The sequence below is a fragment of the Nocardiopsis sp. NPDC007018 genome, from assembly GCF_040635075.1.
Lineage (GTDB): Bacteria > Actinomycetota > Actinomycetes > Streptosporangiales > Streptosporangiaceae > Nocardiopsis.
This window is the reverse complement of record NZ_JBEYHA010000003.1, coordinates 77491-94785: the sequence shown is the minus strand read 5'-3', so window position 1 is coordinate 94785 and position 17295 is coordinate 77491. Positions and strand designations below refer to the sequence as shown.

Below are 17295 nucleotides of genomic sequence, written 5' to 3'. Positions count from 1 at the left end.
GAGCGGAGGAACGCCGTGTCAGCACCCGCACGCGCGATGGTCCAGGGGGTCCTGGAACGGATCACCTTCGCCAACGAGGAGAACGGATACACCGTCGCCAAGGTCGACACCGGACGGGGCGGTCACGACCTGCTCACCGTGGTGGGCAACCTGCCGGGCGTGCAGCCCGGCGAGTCACTGCGCATGTACGGCCGCTGGGGGTCGCACCCGCAGTACGGTCGCCAGTTCCACGTGGACGACGTCACCACCGTGCTCCCCGCCACGGTGCAGGGCATCCGCCGCTACCTGGGCTCCGGGCTGATCAAGGGCATCGGACCCCGCATGGCCGAACGCATCGTCGACCACTTCGGCACCGACGCCCTCGACGTCATCGAACAGACCCCCGCCCGGCTCGTCGAGGTACCCGGCCTGGGCCCCAAGCGCACCGGACTCATCACCGACGCCTGGGAGGAGCAGAAGGCCATCAAGGAGGTCATGGTCTTCCTCCAGGGCGTCCAGGTGAGCACCTCACTGGCGGTCCGCGTGTACAAGAGGTACGGGGACGACTCCATCCGGGTGGTCCAGGAGGAGCCCTACCGGCTGGCGGCCGACGTGTGGGGGATCGGGTTCCGCACCGCCGACACCATCGCCCAGGCGGTGGGCATCCCGCACGACAGCCCGCAGCGGGTGATGGCGGGCCTCCAGTTCACCCTCTCGGAGTCCAGCGGCGACGGCCACTGCTACCTGCCCGAGGAACGGCTCATCTCCGCCGCCGTGAAGATCCTCCAGGTGGAGACGGGCCTGGTCATCGAATGCCTGGCCGAACTGGTCGCCGCCGAGGGGGTGGCCCGCGAGACCGTGCCCGGGCCCGAGGGCGAACCGGTGCGGGCGGTCTACCTGCTGCCCTTCCACCGGGCCGAGATCGGTCTCGCCTCCGGGCTGCGCACCCTGTTGGAGTCGCCGCTCGAACGCCTGCCCGGCTTCGTCGGTGTGGACTGGGACCGGGCCTTCGCCTGGCTCGACCGCCGCTCCGCGTCCGCCCTCGCCGACGCCCAGCGCGACGCGGTCAGGGAGGCCCTCACCCGGAAGGTGTGCGTCCTCACCGGCGGCCCGGGCTGCGGCAAGTCGTACACGGTGTCGGCCATCGTCACGATGGCGTCGGTCAAGGGCGCGAAGATCGTCCTGGCCGCCCCCACCGGGCGCGCGGCCAAGCGGCTCACGGAACTCACCGGGCACGAGGCCTCCACGGTCCACCGGCTCCTCGAACTCCGCCCCGGCGGCGAGGCCGCGCACGACCGCGACCATCCGCTGGACGCCGACCTGGTCGTGGTGGACGAGGCCTCGATGCTCGACCTCGTGCTGGCCAACAAGCTGGTCAAGGCGGTCCCGCCCGGAGCGCACCTGGTGTTCGTCGGCGACGTGGACCAGCTGCCGTCCGTGGGCGCCGGGCAGGTCCTACGCGACCTGCTGGAGGAGGGCTCACCCGTTCCCAGCGTGCGCCTGACCCACGTGTTCCGCCAGGCCCAGCAGTCCGGAGTGGTGACCAACGCGCACCGGATCAACCGGGGGGAGACCCCCGAGTTCCAGGGCATGTCCGACTTCTTCCTGTTCCCCTGCGAGGAGGCGGAGGAGGCCGCGGAGACGGTGGTCGACGTGGTCGCCCGGCGCATCCCGCGCCGCTTCGGCCTGGACCCCCGTCGCGACGTGCAGGTCCTGGCACCCATGAAGGGCGGCCCGGCCGGTGCGGTCAACCTCAACGCCGCGCTCCAGGCCGAACTCACCCCGCCCGCGGACCACGTCCCCGAACGCCGACTGGGCGGCCGGGTGTACCGGGTGGGGGACAAGGTCACCCAGGTGCGCAACAACTACGACAAGGGGGCCAACGGGGTCTTCAACGGAACGATGGGGGTGGTCACCGGGGTCGACCCGGTGGCCCAGGAACTCACCGTGCGCACGGACGAGGACGAGGAGGTCGCCTACGACTTCACCGAACTCGACGAGCTCGCCCACGCCTACGCCGTCACCGTGCACCGCTCCCAGGGCAGCGAGTACCCGGCGGTGGTCGTCCCCGTCACCACCTCGGCGTGGATGATGCTCCAACGCAACCTGCTCTACACCGGGATCACCCGCGCCAAGAGACTGGTGGTGCTGGTGGGTTCGCGCCGGGCCCTGGCCCGGGCCGTCGCCAACGCCTCCTCCGGTCGCAGGCACACCTCACTCGCCCACCGGCTGCGCGGGCTCTAGGCTGGTGCACCGTGCGAGAGACACTGATCGTGGTGGGCGCGGCCATCATTCGCGACGGACGCGTCCTGGCCGCCCAACGCGCCGAACCCGCATCCCTGCGCGGGCTGTGGGAGTTCCCCGGAGGCAAGGTCGAACCGGGGGAGACCCCGGGCCGGGCGCTGGTCCGCGAGTGCCGGGAGGAACTGGGCGTCACCGTGCGCGCGGGGGCCCAGATCGGCTCCGACGTGCCCTTCCCCGCCCCTTCCGCGGGCCGCACGCGCCCCGCCGTCCTGCGCCTGCTGCGGGCCGAACTCCTCGACGGGGAGCCGCGCGCGCTGGAGCACGCCGAGGTCCGCTGGGTGGCCGCCGAGGGCCTCGCGGAACTCGATTGGATGCCCGCCGACATCCCCTTCCTGGCCGCTCTCACGCCTCTCCTGTGAACGCGCGAAAGCCCGTGCCGCCAGGAATTGCGGGCCCTCTCCGGCCCAGGTCGAGGGCGGTCCCCCGGGTGACGAAACTAACCGGGGCGTCCCCGGTGATTCCCAACCAGTTCGTCGTGACCGCATAAACTGGTGACGGGCCGTGGCACTCTGCGGTCTCTACCCAGTACAGGAGATCGAGACTTAAGCATGTCCAGCGCTACGCCCGTCGAGGGCTCCGCCCGCCGCAGTGACCTGCGCAACGTCGCCATCGTGGCTCACGTCGACCACGGCAAGACGACCCTCGTTGACGCCATGCTCTGGCAGTCCGGAGTCTTCCGGGAGAACCAGGATGTCGACGACCGCGTGATGGACTCCAACGACCTGGAGCGCGAGAAGGGCATCACCATTCTCGCGAAGAACACCGCGGTGCACTACACCACGCCCGAGGGCGAGGACGTGGTCATCAACATCATCGACACCCCCGGTCACGCCGACTTCGGCGGTGAGGTCGAGCGCGGCCTGTCGATGGTGGACGGCGTCGTCCTGCTCGTCGACGCCAGTGAGGGCCCGCTCCCGCAGACCCGCTTCGTGCTCCGCAAGGCCCTCCAGGCCAAGCTCCCCGTCATCCTGGTGATCAACAAGGTCGACCGGCCCGACAGCCGGATCTCCGAGGTCGTCGACGACACCTACGAGCTGTTCATGGACCTGGACGCGGACGAGTCGCAGATCGAGTTCCCGATCGTCTACACGTGCGCCCGCGACGGCAAGGCCTCCCTGGAGCGCCCGGACAACGGCACCGTGCCCGAGAACGACAACCTCGTCCCGCTGTTCTCCACCATCCTGGACACCATCCCGGCCCCCGAGTACGTCCCCGACGCCCCCCTCCAGGCCCACGTCACCAACCTGGACGCCTCCCCCTTCCTCGGCCGCCTGGCCCTGGTCCGCGTCCAGCAGGGCGAGCTCCGCAAGGGCCAGCAGGTCGCGTGGATTCGCACCGACGGCACCACCCAGCAGGTCAAGATCACCGAGCTGCTCATGACCGACGGCCTGGAGCGCAAGCCCGCCGAGAAGGCCGGCCCCGGTGACATCGCGGCCATCGCCGGTATCGAGGAGATCATGATCGGCGAGACCCTCGCCGATCCCGAGAACCCGGTGGCGCTGCCGCTCATCAAGGTCGACGAGCCCGCCATCTCCATGACCATCGGCACCAACACCTCGCCGCTGGTCGGCCGGGTCAAGGGCGCCAAGGTCACGGCCCGCCTGGTCAAGGACCGTCTGGAGAAGGAGCTCGTCGGCAACGTCTCCCTGCGGGTGCTCCCGACCGAGCGCCCCGACGCCTGGGAGGTGCAGGGCCGAGGCGAGCTGGCGCTGGCCATCCTGGTCGAGCAGATGCGCCGTGAGGGCTACGAGCTGACCGTCGGCAAGCCGCAGGTGGTCACCAAGAACATCGACGGCAAGGTGCACGAGCCGGTCGAGCGCCTCACCGTGGACGCGCCCGAGGAGTACATGGGCGCCATCACCCAGCTCCTGAGCGTCCGCAAGGGCCGCATGGAGAACATGGTCAACCACGGCACCGGCTGGGTGCGCATGGACTGGCTGGTCCCGTCCCGTGGTCTGATCGGCTTCCGTACCGAGTTCCTCACCGAGACGCGCGGCACCGGTATCGCCAACCACGTCTTCGAGAAGTTCGAGCCCTGGTTCGGCGACATCCGCTCCCGGCCCAACGGCTCCCTGGTCGCGGACCGCGCCGGCGTGGCCGTCGCGTTCGCGATGTTCAACCTCCAGGAGCGCGGCACGCTCTTCGTCGAGCCGACCACCGAGGTGTACGAGGGCATGATCGTCGGCGAGAACTCGCGCTCCGACGACATGGACGTCAACATCACCAAGGAGAAGAAGCTCACCAACATGCGTTCGGCCACCGGCGACGAGCTCGTCCGCCTGGTGCCGCCGCGCAAGCTCTCCCTCGAGCAGGCCCTGGAGTTCTGCCGTGAGGACGAGTGCGTCGAGGTGACGCCGGAGAACGTCCGCATCCGCAAGGTCATCCTCGACCAGAAGGAGCGCGGCCGGATCACCGCGAACCGTAAGCGCCAGCAGCAGTAGAGGTCCCACGGGGCCCCGCGCCCCGTCGGACCAAGAGCGGGCGGAGTGCGAGGGCACCCCGCCCGCTCCGCGTTTTCACAGGTCACCACTCGGGTACACCGGTAGGACATGAAAGCCCAGCCCACGTGTCCACGGTGCGGGCGCGCGGTACAGCCCCCGGGGTTGTGGACCAGCGCGTGGCGATGTGACGCCCACGGGGCGGTGGCCCCCCTCCAGGAGGTACGGGCGCCCGGCACCTCGGCACTCGACACCCTCCTTCCGCGCGCGCAGGTACCCGTGTGGGTACCGTGGCCGCTACCGACCGGCTGGGTGGTCACCGGGTTCGCCGAGGTGGGCGACGAACGCAGCGGCGCGCTCGCGGTGGCCGTGGCCCTGTCCGGTCCCGGCCCACTCGGCGGCGTCGGCGAGGCCGTCATCGTCGCGGAGGACCCGGGGATCGGCCTGGGCGCGCGGGTCGCCGGTCTGAAGGGCCCCGATCCCGGTCAGGGGTTCGACACGGGGGCGCCCGACGCCAAGGTCCGCTTCGACGGGCACGAGATCGCGCTGTGGAACCTCGACCTGGGCCGCGAGCGCGCGGCCTACGCGGGCGAGGCGCTCTCCCACTGGCTGTGGCTGGCCTTCGCCACCGCCGACACCGGTCTACTGATGTGCGAGGTCGCCTCCCTCCGGGACCTGCGCGACCTCCGTGACGGCGGCGTCGCCCTCGCACCGCCGTTCGGGGCGCCCAGCCCCTTCCTGGCGCGTGTCCTGGCGCCCCGGCCCGACCAGGACTGATCCCGGCGTCCCGAGCGGGGACCCACCCGGTTACGTACAATCGCCCGGTGACACGAATCGACCTGCACTCCCACAGCTCGGTCTCCGACGGGACCGACACCCCGGCCGAGGTCATCGGGTACGCGGTCGCCGCGAAGCTCGACGTCCTGGCCCTCACCGACCACGACACGGTGGGCGGGATCGAGGAGGCCGCGGCGCACCTGCCCCCCGGGTTCACCCTCGTACCCGGCATGGAACTGTCCTGCGCCTACCAGGGTTCCAGCGTCCACCTGGTCTCCTACCTGTTCGATCCGGCCTCCCCGGGCCTGGACGCCGAGCTGCGCCGGGTCCGCTCGGACCGGGCGTCCCGTGCGGAGGAGATGGTCGGCAGACTCCAGGCGCACGGGGTCGACGTGACCTGGGAGCGGGTCCTGGAGATCGCGGGGGCCGGGGAACCGGAGTACGCCGACGCCAACACCATCGGCCGACCCCACCTGGCGCGGGCGATCGTGGAGGCGGGTGCGGCCCGTGACGTGCAGGACGCCTTCGACCGGTGGATCGGCTCGGGCGGCCCGGCCTACGCCTCCCGCTACGCGATCGACCCCGTGCGCGCCGTCGAGCTGGTGCGCCAGGCGGGCGGGGTGTGCTCACTGGCGCACCCCGGGCGGGCGGAGGGAGCCACCAACGGGTCGGTCCCGGTGGAGCTCGCCGAGCGCATGGCGGCGGCTGGGCTCGGCGGCATCGAGGCCGACCACCCCTCGCACAACCGGACCCAGCGCAAGTTCTGGCGGGGCGTGGCCGCGGACCTGGGCGTGGTGGTCACCGGTTCCAGTGACGACCATGGCGCGCTCACCGGCCACCGTCTGGGCTGCCGCACGACCGCACCGGAGGCTTTCGAGGAGCTCACGGCCCCCGCGACCGGAGTGCCGCTGATCGTGGGGTGACCCGTCGCCGCGAGCGGCGGTTCGGTACGGTACGGACCACTGCGCGGGGACGCGACAATGGTCGCAGCGTTGTAGTACCCACCCCTGGACGAGAGGTCAGTAGCCGTGTTCTGGAAGCGGAAGCCGAAGAAGCAGGACGGCCAGGAGGCCACCGATTCCGCTGCGGAGGTCGCGGAGGACACCACCGAGGAGACCAAGGGCGAGGTCGCCGACGGGGCCGGGACCGAGGGCGCGGCCGGTTCCGGTGAGAAGGCGGAGGCGAAGGACGACGCCGAGGCTGGGAACGACTCCGACGGGACCGACGCCGCGACGTCCGACGAGCCGGACGACGCCGCTGAGACCGACACCTCCGACACCTCCGACGACGCCGACGACGCCGAGACCGCCAAGGACGCGGAGGAGAAGGCCGAGGAGCCCGCCGCGACGTCCGACGAGGACGACGAGGTGGAGGAGGTCGGCGTCACCGGCCCCGACTCCGATGGCATCACCCGCGTCCGCACCGCCGGGACCTTCGAGTTCGACGGTGAGAAGTACGAGATCATCAGCAACACCTGGATCATCGAGGCCGACAAGGACGGTGTCGTCGTCATCGACCCCGCCCACGACGCCGAGGCGATCCTGGAGGCCGTCGGCGACCGAGAGGTCTACCTGGTGGCCTGCACCAACGGCTACAGCCCCCACATCGAGTCGGCCCTCAAGATCGCCGAGGAGACCGAGGCCGACATCGCCCTGCACCCCCGTGAGATGCGGGCCTGGCGCCGCCTGCACGGGGCGGAGCGCCGCCCCGAGATCGACGTCGAGGGCGAGGGCGCCCTGGACATCGGCGACCTCCACATCGACGTCCTGGCACTCCCCGGCACCACCAACGGCACCGTGGGCTTCTACGTGAGCGAACTCGGCGCCGTGTTCAGCGGTGACACCCTCCGCAAGGGCGAGCCGGGCATGGTCGGCAACACCTACATCGACTACACCACCCAGCTCGCCTCCATCGGCGAGAACCTGCTCTCCCTGCCGCCGGACACCCGCATCCTCCCGGACCGCGGACCGTCCACGACGGTCGAGGCCGAGGGCCGCAACTTCGACTCCTGGGTCTGACCCCCACACCCACGACGGCCGCGCCGCCGCCCCTCATGGGAGCGGGGGCGCGGCCGTTCTCCGTCGGGGGAGCCTCAGCGGCGCCCCACGGACTCGGTCTCGTTCCAGAAGTCGGTGAGGGCGCTCGACGTGGTCTCGGGGGCCTCCACGTTGGGGGAGTGGCCCGCGCCGGGAACCACCAGTCGGCGCGCGCCCAGACGCTCGGCCATCGCGTCCTGCTCGGCCAGCGGCCAGGCGTCGTCGTTCTCGCCGTACAGGACCAGGGAGGGGACGTCCACCTCCACCAGCTCGTCGATCCGGTCGCGGGCACCCAGCAGGTCCTCGGCCATCCGGATCAGCGCCAGCGCACTGGTGTTCAGGAACCGCTCCCGCAGGAAGTCCACGACCTCCGGCTTGGCGGTGCGGGCGCGGGCCTCGGCGGCGAAGCGCTCGTCCCACAGCACCCGCAGCCGCTCCGGGGAGGGGTCCATCGACAGCGCGGCGATGAGGTTGCGGGCCCGGTCCGCGCCGGGGCCGCTCAGGGCGCCGGGACCGGAGCACATCAGGGTGAGGGAGGCCACGGGGGTGTGTTCGGCCAGGGCCGCCTCCTGGGAGACCAACCCGCCGAAGGAGTGCCCCACCAGGTGCACGGGGCCGCCGTCGCCGACCAGGTCGAGCACCTCGCCGACCACCGCGCCCAACGAGGACAGGCGGTAGTCGGGCAGCTCGACCCCGGGCGGCGGGGTGAGGGTCTCGGGGCCCGGTGACCCGTGGGTGCCGGGCAGGTCGATCGCGACCACCTCCCGGCCGGGCCGGGCCAGGCTCTGGAGGAGGGCGATGAAGTCCTCCTTGCTGCCGGTGAATCCGTGCACCAGGACAGCGGGGGCCAGGACGGTGGCGCCGGAGGTGGGCCGTGCCCGGAGTGCGGCCACCGGACCGTACGAAAGACGCAGGTCCGTGCGCCGCACACCCGGCGGCGGATCGAGGAACTCAGGTGTACTCACGTCGGGCCACCCTAGACGATGGGACCACCGGTCCGGGGACACCCGACGCGGAATCGAGTCCTCTTCGATCAGGTGCTTCTCAGGTGGTTCAGGTGTTCTCGGGGTCGCGGCGGACCGCACCCCGGGTACGGCGGCGACGGCGGACCGTGCGGGCCCCGTCTCCCTCGGCCGACCGCTCGGGGCCGCCCGTGGGAGCGTCGGCCCGGACGGTGGCCTTCACCGCGCCCTGGTCGGCGGCGCCCTCGGCCCGGACGGAGGTCTCCCCGCCGCGCGTGCGCCGACGCGAACGGTTGCGGCCGCCGGAGCTCTTGCGGCCGCCCTGCTCGCCGCCCTCGCTCCGCTCGCCGCGGCCCTTGCGGGCGCCCCGGCCGCCTCCCCGGCCACCCCGGTCACCGCCGCGCGGCTGCCCGGTGTCGCCGATGTCCTCGACCTCCTCGGCCTCCAGGCCCGCGTGCTCCCCGCGCTTGTCCAGGGCCAGCTTGCCCTTGGTGCCCTTGGGGATGCGCAGCGCCTCGAAGAAGTGCGGCGAGGTGGAGTAGGTCTCCACCGGCTCGTGGAAGTCCAGGTCGAGCGCGCCGTTGATCAGCTTCCAGCGCGGCATCTCCTGCCAGTCCACGAACGTGACGGCGGTGCCTGTGCGCCCCGCGCGGCCGGTACGGCCGATGCGGTGCGTGTAGGTCTTCTCGTCCTCGGGCGTCTCGTAGTTGACCACGTGGGTCACGTCGTCGACGTCCAGACCGCGCGCGGCCACGTCGGTGGCGACCAGGATGTTGATCTTGCCGTTGCGGAAGGCCCGAAGGGCGCGCTCGCGCTGGCTCTGGCCGAGGTCTCCGTGGACCGCCGCGGCCGCGAAGCCCCGGTCCTTGAGCTCGCCGGCGACCCGGTCACAGGCCCGCTTGGTCTGGCAGAACACCATGCTCTGGCCGTGCTCCTCGGACTGGAGGAGGCGGGCCAGCATCTCGGGCTTGTCCATCTGGTGCGTGCGGAAGGCGTGCTGCGCGATCCGCTTGGTGATGGCGGAGCCGTCGATCTCGTTGTCGTCGCCCGCCCGCACGTGGGTGGGCTGGCGCAGGTAGTTCCGGGAGAGCGTGACGATCTCGCTCGGCATGGTGGCCGAGAAGAGCATCACCTGGCGCTCGGCCGGGATCTTCTTGAGGATGCGCTCGATGTCGGGAAGGAAGCCGAGGTCGAGCATCTTGTCGGCCTCGTCCAGGACCACGGCGGCGACCTGGTCCAGCCGAAGGTGCTTCTGGTTCTCCAGGTCCAGCAGGCGGCCCGGGGTGCCGACGACGACGTCGACGCCCTCCTTGAGCCCGTTGATCTGCGGCTCGTAGGAGCGCCCGCCGTAGACGGTGAGGATACGGCCGCCACTGCGCTTGCTGGCGGTGGTGAGGTCGGCGGCCACCTGGATGGCCAGCTCGCGGGTGGGCACGACCACCAGGGCGCGCGGTCGCTTGGGCGTGCCCGGCTGGTCCTGCGCGCGCTGGAGGAGCGGCAGACCGAAGGCGAGGGTCTTGCCGGTTCCGGTGCGCGCCTGGCCGATGATGTCGCTGCCGTTGAGCGCGATGGGCAGGGCCAGTTCCTGGATCGGGAACGGGGAGACGATCCCCTCCGCCTCCAGGGCGTCGGCGATCTCCGGGCTGACGCCCAGGTCGCGGAAGGTCGTCGCGGGTGTCGTTGCTTCTGTCGTTGCTTCTTCTGTGCTGCTCAGGGCTCAAGCCTCCATCTAGGCGGGCCGCAGCGTTGTTCGTGGCCGCGGCGGGGTGCGGTCGCGGGCGGCTTCGGGCCGCCGCGGAGGGCGCGGCTCACCGGTTCCCGCTGAGGCGAGGGAGCTCCGGTGGCGCTGCCGACTGGACCCGCGCGGCCGGGGGGGTTCCCTGGTCGCGATGTTCTCGGTTCCATCCGCTGGGTTGTCGTGTGCGGTGCGTAGCTGGGCGCGTGGGCCGTCGCTCCCTCACGCCGCACTGCTCGTGAGGACACGTCGTGGTGTCCGGTCCGCACGTCGCTGGGCGCCCGCGTCCGCGGCGCCGGAAGGGCGCGCGGGAGGGCCCGCGTCGCGGGGGTGCGGGACGCGGCGCCGCGATGTGCGCGCCGGTCATCACGCTGAGTCTAGCCGCTGGTGAGCCCGGTGCACATAGCTGGTCACTGTCCTGTGGACCCCGCTGGGCACGGGGCTCCGACGGCCGAGACCGTACCCGCTCCCAGCCGGTGCAACCGTTCCCCGGGGCCGTTTAGTCCCCGAAAAGTCCCCGATTGGGTGCCGGGCCGGCCGGACGATACCCTGACGGTCATGACCCAAGGCTCCTCTGCCGACCCCGGCGTGATCGATCTGCTCGGCCTCCTCGCCTACGCCGAGCTCGGTTCCTTCTTCCGCCTCGCCGACGACGCCGGTCTGGCGCCCTCGCTGCGGACCAAGGGGCAGCTCGCCGGTCTGGCGGCCACGGAGCAGCAGCACTACCAGGCGCTGCACCGCCGTCTGACGGAGCTCGGGGCGGACCCCGAGGAGGCCATGGCCCCGTTCGTGGGCCCCCTGGACGGCTGGCACGCGCGCACCGAACCGCAGAGCTGGCTGGAGAGCCTGGTCAAGACCTACGTCGGCGACGGCATCGCCGGTGACTTCTACCGCAGGGTCGCCGAGCTGGCCGATGGCGACACCCGCGCCCTCGTGGAGGACGTGCTCGCCGAGACCGAGCGGGGGGAGTTCGTGGCCGGCCAGGTCCGCGCCGCTCTGGAGGACGACCCCAAGCTGGCCGGTCGCCTGTCCCTGTGGGCCCGTCGCCTGGTGGGCGAGGCGCTGAGCCAGGCGCAGGCGGTGGCGGTGGACCGCCCGGAACTGGCCGCGCTGCTGGCGCGCGACCCCAGGGTCGCCGGTCGGCCGGGTCGGGACGCGGACGCCGAGCGGGCCGGGGACTCCGGCCTGGGCGACCTCGCCGCCGTCAGTCGAATGTTCGCCTCCCTCACCGAGGGTCACGCCGCTCGACTCTCCGCCATGGGCCTGGCGGACTAGGAGTCCGGCCCGCCCTTCTCGTACCGTTTTCGGCCTTCGAGGGTGTTTGCCGATGCTTGACCCCTCTTGGTCAAGGGCGGGTAATTTCCACCACATTCGTGACGATCCATTGGCGCGGCGCACATAGAGTCGATGGAGTTTCCCGTCTCCTGACCACGCGAGTAGGTACTTCCATGCCCCGTGGGACCTCCGTGCGCCATCCTCTGGCCGGACTCACCCGTGACTTCCACAAGATCGGCCCCCTTGACGGTCCTGTGCCGCCCTGGATGAGCGCTGAGCTGGACCAGCACGCCGCACAGGTGTGCGAAGGCATCGGCGCCGGCGGCGCCGAGCTCACCGCCGGCACGCTCGGAACGTACCTCCACGGGTTCCTCGACGGCTGCCTCGAACGGGGCTGGGACTCCGAGGACTCCAGCTACGACTGGGAGACGCTGCGCATTCTCGCGATCTGCCGACTGGCGAAGGACCGTGGTTTCGTCCGCTAGGTTGGTGACGTCCGCAGGCGGATGTGATCTGCGACGCGATTCCTCTCGCGGTCGTCGCCCTTGCCGGTTCTTCCGCGTAACGCGCCTCCTGCGCGTACGCTGAAAAGACACCGGTGGGGCCACGGCGGTCCGACACGGTTCGGTTCACCGAGCCGGAACCAGTGACCTGCGGAATGCAACGTGGTATTCACGGTGTTCCAGGGTCGAGGCGGTTCCCGGGCACCGTGACCGGCGGAGCGGCCCGAAACAGCCGCGAGAAAGGAAAGCGAATGAGGAGCGGTCGGCATGGGGCGGCGCGCCCACCGGTCGGCGTCCTGATCCAGCAGGATCGCGTCGACTTCGCGCTTTTCGCACTGATCTTCGTCGTCGCGCTCGCGTCGATGGTGTTCTCCGGGCCCGGAAGCGTCGTCTTCTGGCTGGCGTTCCTGCCGTTGATCGCCACGGGCGTCCTGGCGTGGCGGCGTATCGAGAACCTCTCCCGGCAGGAACTGCGGGACTCCGAGTTCCTGTGACGGGGGCGCCGCGCGGACGGCGCACACGACGAGGGCGAGGCCACCGGCCCCGCCCTCACCTGTGTCTACCGGGTGATCCCGTCCCCGGGATCACCCCGGACGTGCGGTCCCTCCGTCACGAGGAGGGCCCCTCCCCCCTCCCGCGCTGTCCCGGCAGGCTGGAGGCCTCCTCCCTGGCGGCCCCGCCCTCGGTGGCCCTGGCACCCGGGCGGCTCATGGCCGCCTCGTGGCCGGCCTGGTAGCTGCTCTCGCCTCCGCCCAGGCGCGCGGTCTCCCGCTCGGCCACGTCCAGCCAGTGCGCCCACCGGGACTGCATCGGCCCGATGAGCCCGCCGCCGACACCGACGACCAGGATGCCGCCGACGGTGGCGAGCACGGCGACCAGCACCGGCAGGGTGACGGTCGTGGCCACGCCGATCTGGTTGAGCGCGGCGATGATTCCCAGGGCCATCACGGCCACGGCCGCCACATTGGCCAGGAAGCGGCCGTACGACAGCCCGCCCAGGGCCCCGGTGATGAGGTCGCGGACGGCCTTGGCGATCATGCCCGCGACCACGACGATCACCAGCGCGACGATGCCCCGCGGAATCCAGGCGATGACGTCGTTGAGCAGTGTGCTGATCGGGTTCGGTCCGAAGACGTTGAACGCGAGCGTCAGCACGAACAGCAGGGCGACGTAGTAGATGATCTTCCCGCACAGCTCGCTGGCGGTCCAGCGGCTGCGCTCGAAGTACTCGCCCACGCCGCCCCGGTGGAGGGCGCGGTCCAGGCCGACGCCGTGCAGGCCCTTGGCCACTCCCTTGCCCACGAGCCAGGCGATGATCCAGCCCACCACCAGGATCACCAGGAAGCCCAGCAGCAGCGGCACGAAGCCCGCGATCGCCTGCCAGGCGCTGGTCAGGCCCTGACCGATGTCCATACGTCCTCACCCCCGAATCGCTGGTTCCGTCCGGGGTGCCGGAGGTCGGTTCCGGACGGATACGGCGAAGAGAAGCGCGTTACTTCTCAGTTCCGCGATACCCGGCGCAGGATAATTGAACCGTTCCGAATGCCGGTGTCGAGTTGATTGCCCCGCCTTGTGGGAGAAATGGCCGTTCTATGGTTTTCTTTCATTGGAAAGGAGGCGACAATACGCCGCCGCAAATCGCGCGCGAAAAGGGAGGGCTCCGGAACACCACGGTGTTCCGGAGCCCTCCCTCGTAGGTGCCGCGGGGGTCAGCCCCCCGAGCCGGACTCCGCCTCTTCGCCGGACCGGGTCAGGTCCCAACCGCTGATCCCGCGCCAGGCCAGTCGCGCCACCAGTTGTTCGGCGGCGTCCTTGGGGATCGCGCCGTGGTTGTTCAACCAGTACCGGGCGCTGGTCTCGGCCATGCCGACCAGCGCGATGCTCAGCAGGTGCGCCTCGTCGTCGGAGATGCTGGTGTCCTGGCGGATGACCTCGCCGATCAGCTCCGCGCAGCGCTGGAACGTCTGCTCGCTCTTCTCCCGTACGGCCGGGAGGTTGCGCAGGTCGGACTCGAAGACCAGACGGAACGCCTCGCCGTCGCCCGCGACGAAGTCGAAGTAGGCCTGGAAGCTCGCGGTGACGCGTTGACGGTTGTCGTCGGTGCTCTCCAGGGCCTCCCGCTGCTTCTCGACCAGCGCCTCGGAGTGTTCCTCCAGGAGGGCCAGGTAGAGCTCCAGCTTCCCGGGGAAGTGCTGGTACAGGACCGGCTTGCTGACTCCCGCGCGGTCCGCGATCTCGTCCATCGCCGCGGCGTGGTAACCGCGGGCGACGAAGACCTCCTGAGCCGCTGCCAGGAGTTGGCGGCGGCGCCGGACCCGGGGCAGACGAGTGCCCCGGGCGCGGGCGTCTGATGGAGCTGTCACACCCACACCCTCCGAACTCGGCATGGCAGATGAGCGCCGTTCACCGGACATCTGCGTGGCTTGTGCTGCCGGGCGCGGTCTCGGCTCCGTGACGCGGCCCGCAGCTTTTCGCCCATCCTACTCCGGCGTAGGTTCGGTGTGGGCGGTGCGGACGCCCCCTCGCACCGGGCCGGGCGGCGTCGTGCCCCCTCGCACCGGGCCGGGCGGCGTCGTGCCCGGTCACGCCGTATCAGCGGCGTTCGTCCTCGTCCTGCCCGACCTCCCGGGCCTGCTCGATCACGTCCGCCTCGTCGGCCTGGTCGAAGCTCTCCCGGGCGGCTCCCTCGGTCCAGTCGTCACGGCCGTCGGCGTCGCCGTCGGCCCGCGCGCGCTGCTCGGCGGCGTCCGCCTCCGGCACGGCCGTCGCGGGGTCCTCGTCCACAGGGGCGGTGCGCCGCCGGTTCCCACTGTCGTCGGACGTTGTCACCGGGTCCTCCCAACATCGTCGCGGAACGTACGAGTGACACTACCCGCGCCGCCCGTCGGAACAGCGCGAGCCGCGCGGCGGTTGAGGGAGGTCAGGGGAGAGCCGGACGGTGCCGGGGGAGCGACGAGCACCACGCCTCCCCGGGGTGGGAATGCAATACCCCACCCGTTAGGTTGGGTATAAGTGCAAGCAGCTTCGCGCACCGCTCCCCGTCCCGTGGGCCCCTCGGCACGGGTGGATGCGAAGCGACCCGAACAGTCATGAGGAGTCACCGTGTCGCTGCCGCCGCTGGTCGAACCAGCCGCCGAGCTGACCGTGGACGAGGTGCGCCGCTACTCGCGCCACCTGATCATCCCCGACGTGGGTATGGACGGCCAGAAGCGCCTGAAGAACGCCAAGGTGCTGGTCGTCGGCGCGGGCGGCCTCGGCTCCCCGGCGCTGCTGTACCTGGCCGCCGCCGGTGTGGGCACGCTCGGCATCATCGACTTCGACGTCGTCGACGAGTCCAACCTCCAGCGCCAGGTCATCCACGGGCAGAGCGACGTCGGCCGCCCCAAGGCCGAGTCCGCCCGGGACAGCATCAAGGAGGTGAACCCCAACGTCGAGGTCGTCCTGCACCAGGACCGGCTGGACTCCGACAACGCGCTGGAGATCTTCGCCCCGTACGACCTGATCCTGGACGGCACCGACAACTTCGCCACCCGGTACCTGGTCAACGACGCCGCCGTCATCCTGAACAAGCCCTACGTGTGGGGTTCCATCTACCGGTTCGACGGCCAGGTCAGCGTCTTCTGGAACGAGTACGGGCCGCAGTACCGCGACCTCTACCCCGAGCCCCCGCCGCCCGGCATGGTGCCCTCCTGCGCCGAGGGCGGCGTCCTCGGCGTGCTGTGCGCGTCCATCGGCTCGGTGATGGTCAACGAGGCGATCAAGCTGATCACCGGGATCGGTGACCCGCTGGTCGGCCGCCTGCTCATCTTCGACGCCCTGGAGATGACCTGGCGCGAGGTGAAGGTCCGCAAGGACCCCGACACCGAGCCCGTCACGGAGCTCATCGACTACGAGGCCTTCTGCGGCGTGGTGTCGGACGAGGCCACCGAGGCCGCCGCGGGTTCCACCATCACCGCGCCGGAGCTCAAGGACCTGCTGGACAACAAGCCCGACGAGATCTTCCTCGTGGACGTGCGCGAGAAGAACGAGTTCGAGATCGTCCGCATCCCGGGTTCCACGCTGATCCCCAAGGGCGAGTTCCTGAACGGCAAGGCGTTCGAGCAGCTGCCGCAGGACCGGCGCGTGGTCCTGCACTGCAAGTCCGGCGTGCGTTCGGCGGAGGCCCTGGCCGCGGTCAAGGCCGCCGGGTTCGCCGACGCCGTGCACGTGGGCGGCGGAGTGCTGGCCTGGATCAACCAGGTCGACCCGAGCCTGCCCGAGTACTAGCCCGTACGCGTACCACCGAGGGGCGGCGCCGGGACGGACCCGGCGCCGCCCCCTCGCGTCTCGTGGTGGAGTTTTTCCGAGTTCCGCACCCCTACCCAAGCGGACCAGTGGGTACCCATCACCCACGGGGCGCGGTACCGACCTCCGGTGCGGGCCCCCGCCGCGAGGAGGTGGCGTGATGCGTGAGAAGGGACGCTGGGCGGACGTGGCCACGGTCGTCGTCGGACTGGCCGTGGGGCTGAGCTGGATCGGGCACGGGATGTACGGCTTTTCCGGAGCGACGTTCCTCCTGGTGGGGCTGGCGGTCATCGTCATGGGCGTGATGTCCCTGACTCGGCCCGGCGCGCTGGTGACCGAGCTCGCCGTGACGGCCGCCGGGGTGCTGCTGTTCGTCCTGCCCTGGGTGCTGGACTACGTTCACGTCCTGCCCGCCGCGGTGACGGCGTGGGTCGGTGGCGTGGTGATCGCCGCCCTGGGCGTGAACGGTCTGGTCCAGGCCCGGGCGGCGCGCAGGCGCGACCCCGAGCTGGCCTGGGGGCAGCACATGAACGTGGTGTCCGAGTAGGCCGTCCCGCGCCGGACGTCGCGCGAGTGTCGGCGGGGGCGGATAGGCTCGGCGCATGGTCGAGCCCCCTGCCCCGCGAGTCGACGACGGCCCGGTCGACGAGTACACCGAGGAGGTCCTCTCGGTGGTCGAGCGCATCCCGCCCGGCCGGGTGATGAGCTACGGGGACGTCGCCGAGTACGTCGGCAGGGGCGGGCCCCGCCAGGTGGGGGCGGTGATGTCCCGCTGGGGCGGAGGGGTGCCCTGGTGGCGTGTCGTGCGCTCGGACGGCAGACCCGCCGAGGGCCACCTCGTACGGGCCCGGTCGCACTACGCCGAGGAGGCCACCCCGATGCGTCCCGGCGCGGATCGCGTCGACATGCGACAAGCCCGATGGGACGGGGCGAGCGGGGACTGACGGGGCTCCGGAGCGCCGCCGTCGCGTCCACGATGGTCGTCGACCTCTGGTGAACTGG

At 71.2% G+C, this 17295-nt stretch carries 17 protein-coding genes; 12 read left to right on the top strand and 5 right to left on the bottom strand.

Annotation, left to right across the window (positions count from 1 at the left end; all coding sequences use genetic code 11):
• The first annotated feature begins 36 nt into the window (after window positions 1-36).
• From ABZ635_RS02400 to ABZ635_RS02375, 6 genes are all read left to right on the top strand, one after another.
• Window positions 37-2223 carry an ATP-dependent RecD-like DNA helicase gene (locus ABZ635_RS02400; RefSeq protein WP_357757901.1) on the top strand — a complete coding sequence of 729 codons (2187 nt, stop codon included), beginning with the start codon at window positions 37-39 and terminating at the stop codon, window positions 2221-2223.
• Window positions 2224-2234: 11 nt separating this feature from the next.
• Entirely contained in the window at window positions 2235-2642 is a 408-nt protein-coding gene (locus ABZ635_RS02395) for a (deoxy)nucleoside triphosphate pyrophosphohydrolase (protein WP_357757645.1), read from the top strand.
• A gap of 189 nt (window positions 2643-2831) precedes the next feature.
• Window positions 2832-4724: a translational GTPase TypA gene (gene typA, locus ABZ635_RS02390; RefSeq protein WP_357757642.1), complete on the top strand. Its 1893-nt coding sequence runs from the start codon at window positions 2832-2834 to the stop codon at window positions 4722-4724.
• Window positions 4725-4832: 108 nt separating this feature from the next.
• Entirely contained in the window at window positions 4833-5498 is a 666-nt protein-coding gene (locus tag ABZ635_RS02385) for a DUF6758 family protein (RefSeq protein ID WP_357757639.1), read from the top strand.
• A gap of 47 nt (window positions 5499-5545) precedes the next feature.
• Window positions 5546-6421: a PHP domain-containing protein gene (locus ABZ635_RS02380; protein WP_357757636.1), complete on the top strand. Its 876-nt coding sequence runs from the start codon at window positions 5546-5548 to the stop codon at window positions 6419-6421.
• A gap of 105 nt (window positions 6422-6526) precedes the next feature.
• Window positions 6527-7516 carry an MBL fold metallo-hydrolase gene (locus ABZ635_RS02375; protein WP_357757633.1) on the top strand — a complete coding sequence of 330 codons (990 nt, stop codon included), beginning with the start codon at window positions 6527-6529 and terminating at the stop codon, window positions 7514-7516.
• Between the two features lie 74 nt (window positions 7517-7590).
• On the opposite strand, the gene ABZ635_RS02370 is transcribed toward ABZ635_RS02375, so the two are convergent.
• Together ABZ635_RS02370 and ABZ635_RS02365 are read right to left on the bottom strand one after the other, a co-directional pair.
• Complete coding sequence (locus ABZ635_RS02370; RefSeq protein WP_357757630.1) at window positions 7591-8499, bottom strand: alpha/beta hydrolase; 909 nt, start codon at window positions 8497-8499, stop codon at window positions 7591-7593.
• Window positions 8500-8587: 88 nt separating this feature from the next.
• Complete coding sequence (locus tag ABZ635_RS02365; RefSeq protein ID WP_357757898.1) at window positions 8588-10120, bottom strand: DEAD/DEAH box helicase; 1533 nt, start codon at window positions 10118-10120, stop codon at window positions 8588-8590.
• A gap of 669 nt (window positions 10121-10789) precedes the next feature.
• On the opposite strand from ABZ635_RS02365, the gene ABZ635_RS02360 reads away from it, so the two are divergent.
• The 3 genes from ABZ635_RS02360 to ABZ635_RS02350 all read left to right on the top strand — a co-directional run bounded on the left by ABZ635_RS02360 (window position 10790) and on the right by ABZ635_RS02350 (window position 12503).
• The gene (locus ABZ635_RS02360; protein WP_357757627.1) at window positions 10790-11506 is read left to right on the top strand and encodes a ferritin-like fold-containing protein; all 717 of its coding nucleotides are present in this window, start codon (window positions 10790-10792) and stop codon (window positions 11504-11506) included.
• Window positions 11507-11679: 173 nt separating this feature from the next.
• On the top strand, window positions 11680-11991 hold the full coding sequence (locus ABZ635_RS02355) for a DUF6401 family natural product biosynthesis protein (RefSeq protein ID WP_357757624.1): 312 nt from the start codon (window positions 11680-11682) through the stop codon (window positions 11989-11991).
• Window positions 11992-12260: 269 nt separating this feature from the next.
• The gene (locus ABZ635_RS02350; protein WP_357757621.1) at window positions 12261-12503 is read left to right on the top strand and encodes a hypothetical protein; all 243 of its coding nucleotides are present in this window, start codon (window positions 12261-12263) and stop codon (window positions 12501-12503) included.
• 115 nt (window positions 12504-12618) lie between these two features.
• Here ABZ635_RS02350 and ABZ635_RS02345 read toward each other — a convergent pair whose 3' ends face one another.
• From ABZ635_RS02345 to ABZ635_RS02335, 3 genes are all read right to left on the bottom strand, one after another.
• Window positions 12619-13422 (bottom strand): hypothetical protein, encoded by an 804-nt coding sequence (locus ABZ635_RS02345; RefSeq protein ID WP_357757618.1) that lies wholly within the window; start codon window positions 13420-13422, stop codon window positions 12619-12621.
• 296 nt (window positions 13423-13718) lie between these two features.
• Window positions 13719-14372 (bottom strand): TetR/AcrR family transcriptional regulator, encoded by a 654-nt coding sequence (locus ABZ635_RS02340; protein WP_357757615.1) that lies wholly within the window; start codon window positions 14370-14372, stop codon window positions 13719-13721.
• 229 nt (window positions 14373-14601) lie between these two features.
• Window positions 14602-14838: a hypothetical protein gene (locus ABZ635_RS02335; protein ID WP_357757612.1), complete on the bottom strand. Its 237-nt coding sequence runs from the start codon at window positions 14836-14838 to the stop codon at window positions 14602-14604.
• A gap of 273 nt (window positions 14839-15111) precedes the next feature.
• Between ABZ635_RS02335 and moeZ the strand changes: the two genes are divergently transcribed.
• The 3 genes from moeZ (at window position 15112) to ABZ635_RS02320 (ending at window position 17237) form a co-directional block, all read left to right on the top strand.
• Window positions 15112-16275: an adenylyltransferase/sulfurtransferase MoeZ gene (moeZ, locus tag ABZ635_RS02330; protein ID WP_357757609.1), complete on the top strand. Its 1164-nt coding sequence runs from the start codon at window positions 15112-15114 to the stop codon at window positions 16273-16275.
• A 178-nt stretch (window positions 16276-16453) separates the two neighbouring features.
• Complete coding sequence (locus tag ABZ635_RS02325) at window positions 16454-16840, top strand: hypothetical protein (protein ID WP_357757606.1); 387 nt, start codon at window positions 16454-16456, stop codon at window positions 16838-16840.
• 55 nt (window positions 16841-16895) lie between these two features.
• A complete protein-coding gene (locus tag ABZ635_RS02320; protein WP_357757603.1) occupies window positions 16896-17237 on the top strand; it encodes an MGMT family protein in 342 nt (113 codons plus the stop codon).
• Window positions 17238-17295: the final 58 nt, after the last annotated feature.